Raw genomic sequence first — 11157 nt, forward strand, 5'->3', positions numbered from 1 at the left:
CGCGCTCCCAAGCCGCCTACCGGCCCCAGGGGCGCGGGGAACTGCGCGGGCAACCGTCCAACGGGCCGCAGTCGACGGCGCACCTGGCCGATCGGTTCGGTGGTCACCCCCGCCCGCAGCGGACGCGCCCTCGTGGTCGCCCCCGCCGCCTACACCTTCCCGCCGGCTTAACTCCCCTTCCCGCCGCAGGAGTCGCGGACGGTGAGGTGCGGGTGGAGGACCACGTGCCGCGTGGCCATCGCGTCGGCCTCGGGGCCCGCGTCCACCCGGTCCAGCAGAAGCCCGGCCGCGACCTCCCCCAGCAGCCGCTTGGCCGGCGCCACCGCCGTCAGCGGCACCTCGGCCAGTGACGCGATCTCGTCGTCGTAGGCGATCAGCGCCATGTCGTCCGGCGTGCGCAGCCCCCTCGACCGGAGCCGTTGCAGCAGCTCTATCGCGTCGTAGTCGGAGTGCACCAGCGCGGCGCGCGCCCCGCTCGCCAACAGCCCCTCGACGAAGCGGTCGTACTCCTGCCCCGCCCCCTGCGCGTCCGGCGCCGGGCGGCGCCCGTGGACGACCGGCGCGGTCGCGTCGAGGCCGAGTCGTTCCACCGCGTGCCGGTAGCCGTCGAGGATCAGCGGCGCGGTCGGCGTGTGGTTGAGGTAGAGCCCGACCGACTCGTGGCCGAGGCCGCGCAGTTGGCGCAGCGCGTTGAACGCGCCGAGCCGGTGGTCGGAGACCACGAACTCGCAGGCTTCATACGGGTCCTCGGGTCGCCGTTCCAGCAGCACGAACGGCAGCCCCGTGGCGCGCAGCGCCTCCAGCGTGGGCACCGGCAGGTGGTGGCCGCCGGCCGTCGCGATCAGCAGCCCGGAGGCGCCGGCGGCGCACAGCTCCTCGATCTGCTGGTTGTCGCGCGGGGTGTCGTGCTGGCTGAGGCCGATGACGATCCGCGTGTTCCGACGGTTGGCTACCGTGCGCACCCCGGCGACCACGCTCGGGTAGTAGTAGGTGGCCGAGGGTACGAGCAGCCCGATGGTGCGTCCCGCCGACGGCGGTTCCCGCTCGGGCGTCGGCGCCGTGGGGTGCGCCAGCGGCGGGGGCGCGTCAGGTGGCGGCTCGCCGCCTTGTTCGCCGCGCCGGCCCACCGGTATCGCGCCGCCGCGCACCTTGGTGAGCTGCCCCAGCTCCGCCAGCTCCGCCAGGTCGCGCCTGATGGTGCCGGCCGACACCCCGAAGCGGGCGGCGAGTTCGGCGACACGCACGGCACCGCTGGCGCGCAGCTCCCGCAGCAGCAGCTCCTGCCGTTGTTCTACCAGCATCTCGGCGACCCCTCTCGGTTGGTCGTAGAGCTTAATGGTTGTTCGTAGATGCTCATTAACGTTTTTGAACACTTTCCCTTGACTCGTGATTGAAGCTGGTTCAGGGTGCAGGCATCCGTCACCTAGGAAGCGGAGCCGTTCGTGTTTCCTCGCCGATGCCATGCGCTGTCGCGGAGCATCCTGACGACAGTGGCAGCAGGTGCCCTGCTGACCTCCTGCGCGCTCTCGGGTGGTTCCTCCGATGACGGCACCACCACGATCACCTACTGGTCCTGGACCTCCGGTTCGCAGGAGATCGTCGACCGGTTCAACGAGACCCACGACGACGTCCAGGTCGACTTCCAGCTCATACCGGGCGGTGGCGACGGCGGGTACTCCAAGATGTTCAACGCGGTGCGCGCCGGCAAGGCGCCCGACATCATGACGGTGGAGTATCCGCAGCTCAACAGCTTCATCACCCAGGACCTGATCCAGCCCATGACCGACTGGGACGTGGCGGAGCTGGAGGACCAGTACCCGGAGTGGACCTGGGAGCAGATCTCCCCGACGGGCGAGGACGTGTACGCGCTTCCCAGGGACGTGGCGCCGACCGTGCTCTTCTACCGGGCCGACCTCTTCGAGGAGTACGGACTGACGCCCCCGGAGACCTGGGACGACTTCCGCGAGGCCGCCGTGCGCGTGAAGGAGCTGAACCCGGAGGCGCAGCTCACCTCGCTCGGCCACAACGACGCTGGCCTGGTGGCCTCGCTCGCCTGGCAGTCCGGCGCCGAGTGGTTCGACACCTCGACCGGTGAGTGGTCGGTCGAGACCGGGGACGACAACACCCGGCGCATGGCGGCCCTCTGGGACGACATGATCACCGAGGGGCTGGTCACCGCCGAGCCGCAGTTCGCCGAGTCGCACATCTCGGACCTCAAGGCGGGCCGGACCCTGACCCTGGTCGGCGCCCCCTGGTCGGCCGGCCATCTCTCCCGCTACCTGCCCGAGCTGGCCGGCACGTTCGACGTCGCGCCCATCCCGCGGTGGGACGACGAACCGTCCGCCGGCAACCTGGGCGGCTCCACCATGGCGCTGCCCGTCGGCTCCCCGAACCCGGACGCGGCCATGGTCTTCGCCCGTTGGGCCTCCACCTCGCCCGACGCCGTCGCCGCCGCCGCGCCCGCCTCCACCGCCTACCCGGCCAACATCAACCTCCAGGACACCTGGGCCACCGAGGTCAGCTCGGCCAACGAGTGGGTGCAGGGCATGAGACTGCCCGAGGTCACCTCCACCGCCGCCGAGGAGATCAACCCCGCCTGGGAGTGGGGCCCCGACATGACCGAGAGCTTCGCCCGGCTGACGAACGCCACCAGCGCGCGGATCGGCAGGGACGGCGGGCTCGAACGGGCCGTGACCGGCTGGGGCGACGCCGTGATCGACCAGCTGCGCCTCCGCGGCTACAACGTCGCCGACTAGGCCACCTCACCACCCGCCCCGTACTCCTCGACCCAGGGGACACCCCATGGCCTCACTCACCTCACCCCGGACGCCTCGGACGCCCCGGGCCACGCGCGGGAGACGACGCTCCAGCGTGCTGCTCCTGCTCGGACCGTTCTTCTTCCTCTTCGCCTTCACCTATCTGGGCCCGATCCTCTACGCGTTCGGCCTCAGCCTCTTCCGCGAGCGCTTCGACGGCATCGGCTGGGACGGGCCGGAGAAGGTCTTCGCCGGCTTCGACAACTACAGCAGGGCGCTCACCGACAGCGAGTTCCTCACCGGCGTCGGGCGGGTGCTGCTCTACGGCCTGATCTACGTGCCGCTGCTGATCGCGCTCGCCTCCGTCTTCGCGCTGCTGCTGGACAGCGCGGTCACCGCGTTCCGCAAGACCTGGCAGACCGTGCTCTTCCTGCCGCACATCGTCCCCGGCCTGATCGCCTCCATCGTCTGGCTCTACCTCTACACCCCGGGGCTCAGCCCGGTGATCGACGGGCTGGAAGTGCTCGGCTGGGAAGTCGACTTCCTGCACGGCGCCACCGTGCTCTTCTCCCTGGTCAACATCGCGGTCTGGAGCAACCTCGGCTTCAACGTGGTGCTGATCTTCGTCGCGCTCCAGGCGATCCCGCGCTCCACCATCGAGGCCGCCAGGCTCGACGGCGCGGGCGAGGCCAGGATCGGGCTGCGCGTCAAGCTGCCGCAGGTGCTGCCCGCGATGATGGTCGCGACGCTCTTCACCATCATCGGCTCGCTCCAGCTCTTCACCGAGCCGTACATCCTCCAGGCCTCCGGCAACAGCTCGGTGAGCAGCACCTGGACGCCCAACATGCTGTCCTACACCGCCGCCTTCCAGTCCAACGACTACCACTACGCGGCCACGGTCTCCGTGCTCGTCGCCGTCCTGGCCGGCGTGCTGTCCTTCACCGTCACCAAGATCTCCAACAGAAGGGCGCTGCGATGAGCACCGTGGGAACCCAGGTCGGCAGCGGCGACCGCGCCTGGTGGATGCGGCGTTCCTTTGCCACCCTGCTGTGCGCGCTGGCCGCGCTCTACACGCTGATGCCGCTGGTCTGGCTGCTCTTCGGCGTCACCAAGTCGCTGCCCGACCTCTACGGCAGCAACGGCTTCGCGCCCTCGACCGGCTTCCACGTCTGGGAGAACGTCCGCGACCTCTTCACCCAGGACGGCGGGCTCTACGGCCGCTGGCTGCTGAACACCGCCGTCTACGCCTTCGGCGGCGCCGCCGTCGCCACACTGGTGTCGGTCGCGGCCGGCTACGCCTTCGACAAGTTCGAGTTCCCCGGCCGGGAGAAGTGGTACGGCCTGGTGATCGCCGGCGTGCTGGTCCCGCACACCGCCATCGTCGTGCCGATGTACCTGATGATGTCCGAGATCCGCATGACCGACACCATGTGGTCGGTGCTGATCCCCGTCATGGTCAACCCGTTCGGCGTCTATCTCGCCCGCGCCTACTCCTCGGGCGCGATCCCCAACGAGCTGCTGGAGTCGGCCCGCATGGACGGCGCCGGCGAGCTGCGCACCTTCTTCTCCGTCGGGCTGCGGCTGATGGGGCCGGGCGCGCTGACGATCTTCCTCTTCCAGTTCATCGCGATCTGGAACAACTTCTTCCTGCCCATGGTCATGATCACCAACAACGACCTCTTCACCCTCGGGCAGGGACTCTTCGTCTGGAACACCGCCGTCGACCAGAACCCCGACTACACGCGGATGGTCGTCGTCGGCTCCGCCGTCGCCACCATTCCGCTGATCCTGCTGTTCATCCCGCTTCAGCGGCGCTGGCGGGCCGGACTCACCGAAGGTGGCATCAAGTGACCGAAGCGCACCACGACCCGGAACTCTCCCCCCACACCGGCTGGACCAGGGCGGACTGGCTGGCCACGGCCGACCGGCTGCTGGCCGCCGTGCGCCCGCACGCGACCCCCGGCAACTCCCTCATCCACCTCCCCGGGCCGCCCAGCCGCTCCGGCAAGCACAGCGACGGGCTTGAGGGCTACGCCAGGACGTTCCTGCTCGCCGCGTTCCGGACCGGCGGCGCCAACCTCGAAGACCCGCGCGCGCCCGAGCTGTTGGCGCCCTACGCCGAGGGCCTGGCCGCCGGCACCGACCCCGCCCACCCCCACGCCTGGCCCCGCCCGCTGGACATCCCGCAGGCCAGGGTCGAGGCCGCCTCCGTCGCCCTCGGCCTCCACGAGACCCGCGCGCTGCTCTGGGACCGGCTGCCGGCCGAGGTCCAGGAACGGACGGTCGACTGGCTGTCCGAGATGGCCGACGTCTGGGTCCCGGAGAACAACTGGGTGTGGTTCCGCGCCACCGTCGCCGCGTTCCTCCGCTCCGTGGGCGCGCCCCACCAGGCCAGCGACATCGCCTACGCCATCGACGAGACCGAGGGCTGGTACGCCGGCCACGGCTGGTACACCGACGGCGCCCAACAGCGCGGCCAGTTCCGGAACTTCGACTACTACAACGCCTGGGCGATGCACCTCTACCCGCTCTGGTACACCCGGATCTCCGGCGCCGACGCCGAGCCGGGGCTCGCCGAGCGGTACCGCGCGCGGCTGCGGGCCTTCCTCGCCGACGCCGAACACCTGGTCGCCGCCGACGGCGGGCCGCTCTTCCAGGGACGCTCGCTCACCTACCGGTTCGCCGCCGCCGCGCCGTTCTGGACCGGCGCGGTCTTCGACGCCTCGCCGCTGCCGCCGGGACGCACCCGGCGGATCGCCTCCGGGATGCTCCGCCACTTCGTGGACCGGGGCGCCACCGCCGAGGAAGGGGTGCTCTCCCTCGGCTGGCACCACCGCTTCGAGCCGGTGCGGCAGACCTACTCGGGCCCCGCCTCGCCCTACTGGGCCAGCAAGGGCATGGCCGGCCTGCTGCTGCCCGCCGACCACCCGGTGTGGGCCGCCACCGAGGAGGAGTCACCCGTCGAACGCGGGGACTTCACCCGCGCCCTGCCCGTGCCCGGCTGGCTCGCCTCCGGCACCCGCGCCGACGGCGTCGTCCGCGTCGCCAACCACGGCACCGACCACACCCCGCCGCACCAGCCGGGCCGCGACGACCCGTTCTACGCCCGCGTCGCCTACTCCACCCACACCGGGCCCGAGTTGGGCGCCACCCGTTCCCCCGCCGCCGGGCGCGACATCCACCAGCGGGACGGCGACGCGCGGGACGGCGTGGCCTACGACGGCCAGGTCACCCCGCTGGACGCGGACGGCGTTCCCGCGCACCGCAGCCCGTTCCAACGGCTCGCCCTCACCGACGAGTTCGCCGTCTCGCGGCACCGCGCGCACTGGCCGGACGAGGAGACCGCCGACAGCCTGGGGTGGGCGCGCGGCCCCTGGGTGACCACGGCGTCCGCGGTGCGCGGCCCGTGGGAGGTGCGGCTGGCGCGCGTCGGCCACCCGGCGGGCGACCACCGGCTGCTGGTCGGCGGCCACGCACTCGCCGACGACCTCCCGCCGGCCGCCTCCGCCGGCGGTGTGGTGCGCCGCGCCGACGGGCTGACCAGCGCCCTGCTTCCGCTGCACCCGGCGGGCGGCGAGATCACGGTGCACCGCTCCGAGGGCACCAACGCCCTCGGCCCGCACAGCGCGACCCCCGCCTACCGGGGCGCCGGGCAGCTACACGCGGTGGCGGTCTTCCTCGGCCGCACCGAGGCCGACGCCGGGCTGCCGCCCGCCCCCTCGGTCAGCTTCCCGGACGCGGAGACCGCCCAGGTCCGCTGGCCGGACGGCGGCGAGACGACGGTGCCCCTGGGGGAGTGAACGGCAGAACGCACGCCGGGGGCGCGGGGAACTTCCCCGCGCCCCCCGCGCGCGGCCCGTTCACCCCGTCCGGCCGACCGCTCGCACCGTCAGGGTCACAGCAGGGCGGACCTGACCCGTTCGGCCAGGCCCGTCAGCCGGTGCACCGGCTCGTTGGAGTAGACGAGCCGAACGTAACGCCCGCCGCTCGGGCCCCAGCCGTCCATCGGGGTGGCGACCACCTTGCCCCTGGTCAGCAGGCGTTCGGAGAACTCGCTCGCCGTAAAGCCCAGTTGATCCGCGTCCACCAGCAACGACCAGCCGCCGCCCGGCCGGACCAGCGGATAGCCGGCCAGCTCGGCGACCACCGTCTCGGCCCGCCGCCGCCACTCGTCCGTCGCCGCCGCCACGTCGGCGTCCGCGTCCGGCGCGGTCAGCGCCTCAGCCACCGCGCGTTGGGCCAGCCCCACCGGGGCGACCACGTTGGTCAACCCCACCATCCTGATGTCCGCGACGATCTCCGCCGGGCCCACCACCCAGCCGACCCGCCAGCCGATCATCCGCAGCTCCTTGGAGGCGGAGCCGACGGTGATGGTGCGTTCCGCCAAGCCCGGCTCGGCGGCCGGGTGTTGCGGCGGCAGGCCGTCGAAGCGGACGCGTTCCATCGCCGCGTCGTAGATCAACCAGGCGCCGTGCCGTCGGCAGGGCTCGGCCAGCGCCGCCCAGTGCTCGGCGCCCAACAGCTCCCCGCTCGGCATCGCCGGGCTCATCAGCAACACGGCGGCCGTGCGCGGTCCGACGGCGGCGGCCAACTCCTCGGGCTCCACCCGCCAGCCCCCGGGCGTCGGCCGCGACGGCACGAACCGCGGCACGCCACCCGCCAGCCGCACCCGGTTGACCAGCCCCGCGTAGACCGGGTCGGTCAGCACCACCTCGTCGCCCGGTTCGACGGTGGCCAGCAGCGCGTTGAGCACCCCGTTGAGCCCGCCGGCCACCGAGACGCACTCCGTCTCGGGGTCGTAGGAACGTTCCGCGATCCTGCCCACGTGGGCGGTCGCCGCCCGCCTCAGCTCGCCGCTGCCCTGGAACGGCAGATAGCTGTTGGCGGAGTCCAGGTCGATCGCCTGGTGGGTGGCGACCACCGCGGCGTGCGGCGGTCGCAGATCGGTGTCCAGATTCTCCAGCCGCAACAGCTCGGGGTCGGCCAGGGCGTCTGCCCGGTCCCCGAGCGCGTCCACCCCGATCCCCGGGATGTCGCGCAGCCTGCTGACGGGCATCAATGGCCCCCTCCATCGACGATGCTTGGCGCGATCCATCACATCATGGGGAGATCCACCGCACCCAGCGCGCGGACTGACCGGGCGTCGATTTCTGCCTCACTCTCCTTGACCAGCGCGAGTTGACCGTGGACTGGCAGGTGGCCGACCACGCGCTCGGGCCCACTCTCCCTCCTCAGGCCGCCCGGTTCCGGCCACGCGCCGGCTCCCGACCGCGTGCCGTCCGTTCCCCGGCCCCGCGGCCCGGACCGACCCTCGTCACCCCAGCTCAGCGCCGGTACCGTGCCCTCATGCCACCCCAACAGCCGCCCGTCGCCGCACAGTCCAGCGCCGCACAGTCCACCGCCGCACCGTTCCCGCCCGTCACCCCCGACGCCACCCCGGCCGCCCGCCGGCTGCTCGACCGCCTCCACCGCGCCACCGGCGAGACCACCCTCTCCGGCCAGCACAACCAGCCACGCCACGGCTCCGCCTGGACCGAACGCCTCACCGGCATCACCGACCACGTCCCCGCCGTCTGGGGCGGCGAGATCGGCTTCTCAGCGCCGGGCACCCTCGACGCCGTCGACCGCCGCGAGGCCAACGCCGAGCAGGCCATCGCCTGGCACCGGCGCGGCGCGGTCATCACCTACACCTGGCACTCCGTCTGCCCGACCGACGACGAACCCGTCGAGTTCCAGGGTGGGATCATCCGCGACCTCGCCCCGGCGGACTTCGACTCCGTGCTGGAACCGGGCACCGCGCTCCACGCCCGCTGGTGCGCCCAGGTCGACACGGCGGCGGCCGTGCTGCGCCAACTCGCCGACGCCGACGTGCCGGTGCTGTGGCGGCCGTACCACGAGATGAACGGCCCCTGGTTCTGGTGGGGAGCCCAGCCCACCCGCCTCGTCGCCCTCTGGCGCCAGCTCTTCGACCGGCTGGTCCACCACCACGGGCTGCGCAACCTCCTGTGGGTCTGGAGCCCCAACGCCGCCTACGGGGAGGCCGCACCGTTCGCCCCCTACTACCCGGGCCACGACGTCGTGGACGTGCTGGCCATGGACACCTACAAGAACCACTACGAACCCGAACACCACGCCAACCTGCTGACCCTCGCCGAGGGACGCCCCCTCGGCCTCGGCGAGGTCGGCGACCTGCCGACGCCCGAGGTGCTGGCCGAGCAGCCGCACTGGACCTGGTTCCTGGCCTGGCCCGACGTCGTGACCGACAGCAACACCGACGCCGCCATCCGCGCCCTCTACCACCACCCGCGCATCACGAACCTCGCCTGACGCTCCCACCCACCGGGGGCTGGCGTTGACACCGACGTCAGGGCCTACCGTCGTGGACGACCGGTCGCCGCCGGTCGCCACGACGGCCGAGGGGAGCCCATGCGCATCGGAGAACTGGCCGCGTTGGCCGGCACCAGCCCCCGCGCACTGCGCCACTACGAGTCACTCGGGCTGCTCCCCGCGCGCCGTGACCACCGGGGACACCGCGACTACGACGAGAACGACCTCCGACTGCTGCGGCAGATCCGCGTCCTCCAGGACTTCGGCTTCGGCCTGGAGGAGACCCGCCCCTTCGTCGAATGCCTGCGCGCCGGCCACCCCAGCGGCGACGTCTGCCCCGCCTCGCTGGCCACCTACCGCGCCAAGCTCGCCGAACTCGACGCCGTCATAGCCGAGCTGACCCAGGTCAGGGACGAGGTCCGCAGCCGCCTCCAACACGCCGAGGCCGCGACCGCCCCCGCCCCCGCCCCCGCCTGCGTCTTCACACCCCCCTCCCACCCACACTGAGAGGCCCGCCATGCCCCACCCCATCCCTGTCGCCCCCGTCACCCCCGTCACCGACGCCACTTTCGCCTCGGAGGTCCTTGCCTCCGAACTCCCCGTGCTCGTCGACTTCACCGCCGACTGGTGCCCACCGTGCCGGATGCTGGCCCCCGTCCTGACCGCCCTCGCCGCCGAACACCCCGACACCCTGCGCGTCGTCACCCTCGACATCGACCACAACCCCGAAACCCCCACCACCTACGGCGTCCTCGCCGCCCCCACCCTCCTCCTCTTCCAGGCCGGCCAACCGATCCGCTCCCTCGTCGGCGCCCGCTCCAAGGCCCGCCTGACGGAGGAACTGGCCGACGTGCTGTCACCAGAAACCGCCCAGCGAGGCCGCGCCACCGCGTAGCCCCCCGTCGCGTCCCGCGGGTATTCGGCCATCCGGCGGCGACGACCCGAAGGACACCGCCTTGACGCTGCGCGCCCTGACGGCTCCCTGGCGTGCGAGGACGGAACGCTCGCCCATGTCGCCGACCGCTCCGTCCGGCCGGCACCGGCCCCCACGCCACGGCCGCACTACTCCAGACAGTCGAGAAGTGACCACGGTGCGTTCTACGGACGGGGCGGTTAGGCCAGGTCATCTGAGTTGGCAAGTCGGCCCTCGAAGGCATGGTGGCTGTCGCACTCCGCCGCGGTAGCGCAACGGCCTCAATCCATCGGGATGCCTGGAACGACGGGCGTCTCCCTTCGCAGCCTCCAATGGGCCAGGACGCGTTTCCGGGACTCGGCGGCAGACTGCTTGCTTGGCGTGGGCATGCGATCCGGGGTGGACCACGGCCGACCGGGGTGGAGCTCGTCCCAGGGCGGCCGAGCTTGGGCTGTCCTCTTGCCGCCCGGGGCGTGGTTGCCGAACCCATCTACGAGCGTATTCCACACTGGGCGGAACTGTCGGATCATGAGTTGTTCTGCCAAGGTTACGAAGAATTCCTCAGCGACGAGGTACCGGGCGCGGAAGTCCTCGGCGTCCAGATCGTGAGCGTGCTCCAGCGATACTCGGTGCTCGTTTATGCGCGTCCACAACGGGGCCTGATCCTTCTCAGATGTCGTCAGCCCCTTGCGTCCGCCCTTGTACGCCGCCTTTCCGACGTAGATAGGCGTGCGGCACTCATCGGCGATCTCCTGGTAGAGCTCGTGGTCGCCCACGTAGTAGATCGCGTAGATCCCAGCGCCGTACATCGGGGGGACGTTCGTGATGGGTCTCGGTCGCATCCGTAGCATCTCTGCCTCGATGCTTCGCCCCAAGTTCTCCAGCTTGAGCGGATCGTAGGGATCGGGACGCGCTGCGTCCCGTCTCCAGCCTCCTCGTGGCGACCGCTTCTGACCTTGCGACTCAAAAAGTCCATCGGACACTGACGTGTCCCCTCCCCTGACCGGCTTCTCGTGGTGCGGATGGCCACTCTAACGAGCTCGTGCACGGTAGGCAGGGGTCGTCGAGCCTGGAGGGTTGATCATGGTGAGGTGGTGGGGAACTCAACGCGTGCGGTGATCATCAGTAATCGGCGGATCACAGGCCTGGCTGCGGGAGTGA

At 71.6% G+C, this 11157-nt stretch carries 10 protein-coding genes; 7 read left to right on the forward strand and 3 right to left on the reverse strand.

The window, feature by feature from the left end; all coding sequences use genetic code 11:
- Nucleotides 1–167 precede the first annotated feature (167 nt).
- Nucleotides 168–1301, reverse strand: coding sequence for a substrate-binding domain-containing protein (locus FH715_RS23880; RefSeq protein WP_139648756.1), 1134 nt, complete (start codon nucleotides 1299–1301; stop codon nucleotides 168–170).
- A gap of 189 nt (nucleotides 1302–1490) precedes the next feature.
- On the opposite strand from FH715_RS23880, the gene FH715_RS23885 reads away from it, so the two are divergent.
- The 4 genes from FH715_RS23885 to FH715_RS23900 all read left to right on the forward strand — a co-directional run bounded on the left by FH715_RS23885 (nucleotide 1491) and on the right by FH715_RS23900 (nucleotide 6556).
- Nucleotides 1491–2756, forward strand: a complete 1266-nt coding sequence (locus FH715_RS23885; RefSeq protein ID WP_170184804.1) for an ABC transporter substrate-binding protein — start codon at nucleotides 1491–1493, stop codon at nucleotides 2754–2756.
- 115 nt (nucleotides 2757–2871) lie between these two features.
- Entirely contained in the window at nucleotides 2872–3735 is an 864-nt protein-coding gene (locus FH715_RS23890) for a carbohydrate ABC transporter permease (RefSeq protein WP_246108934.1), read from the forward strand.
- Nucleotides 3732–4607 (forward strand): carbohydrate ABC transporter permease, encoded by an 876-nt coding sequence (locus FH715_RS23895; RefSeq protein WP_139648762.1) that lies wholly within the window; start codon nucleotides 3732–3734, stop codon nucleotides 4605–4607. Before FH715_RS23890 ends, FH715_RS23895 begins: the two co-directional genes overlap by 4 nt.
- Nucleotides 4604–6556, forward strand: coding sequence for a DUF2264 domain-containing protein (locus FH715_RS23900; RefSeq protein WP_139648764.1), 1953 nt, complete (start codon nucleotides 4604–4606; stop codon nucleotides 6554–6556). Before FH715_RS23895 ends, FH715_RS23900 begins: the two co-directional genes overlap by 4 nt.
- Before the next feature lie 95 nt (nucleotides 6557–6651).
- Here the strand turns inward: FH715_RS23900 and FH715_RS23905 are convergent, their stop codons facing one another.
- Nucleotides 6652–7812 carry a pyridoxal phosphate-dependent aminotransferase gene (locus FH715_RS23905; protein ID WP_139648766.1) on the reverse strand — a complete coding sequence of 387 codons (1161 nt, stop codon included), beginning with the start codon at nucleotides 7810–7812 and terminating at the stop codon, nucleotides 6652–6654.
- Nucleotides 7813–8102: 290 nt separating this feature from the next.
- Between FH715_RS23905 and FH715_RS23910 the strand changes: the two genes are divergently transcribed.
- From FH715_RS23910 to FH715_RS23920, 3 genes are all read left to right on the forward strand, one after another.
- Nucleotides 8103–9083: a glycosyl hydrolase gene (locus tag FH715_RS23910; RefSeq protein ID WP_139648768.1), complete on the forward strand. Its 981-nt coding sequence runs from the start codon at nucleotides 8103–8105 to the stop codon at nucleotides 9081–9083.
- Between the two features lie 99 nt (nucleotides 9084–9182).
- A complete protein-coding gene (locus FH715_RS23915) occupies nucleotides 9183–9590 on the forward strand; it encodes a MerR family transcriptional regulator (protein WP_139648770.1) in 408 nt (135 codons plus the stop codon).
- A gap of 10 nt (nucleotides 9591–9600) precedes the next feature.
- Complete coding sequence (locus tag FH715_RS23920; RefSeq protein ID WP_139648772.1) at nucleotides 9601–9978, forward strand: thioredoxin family protein; 378 nt, start codon at nucleotides 9601–9603, stop codon at nucleotides 9976–9978.
- Nucleotides 9979–10277: 299 nt separating this feature from the next.
- Here FH715_RS23920 and FH715_RS23925 read toward each other — a convergent pair whose 3' ends face one another.
- A complete protein-coding gene (locus FH715_RS23925; protein ID WP_139648774.1) occupies nucleotides 10278–10871 on the reverse strand; it encodes an Eco29kI family restriction endonuclease in 594 nt (197 codons plus the stop codon).
- Nucleotides 10872–11157 lie beyond the last annotated feature (286 nt).

It is taken from the genome of Streptomyces sedi, assembly GCF_006335015.1.
GTDB classification, from domain to species: Bacteria; Actinomycetota; Actinomycetes; order Streptomycetales; family Streptomycetaceae; genus Streptomyces; species Streptomyces sedi.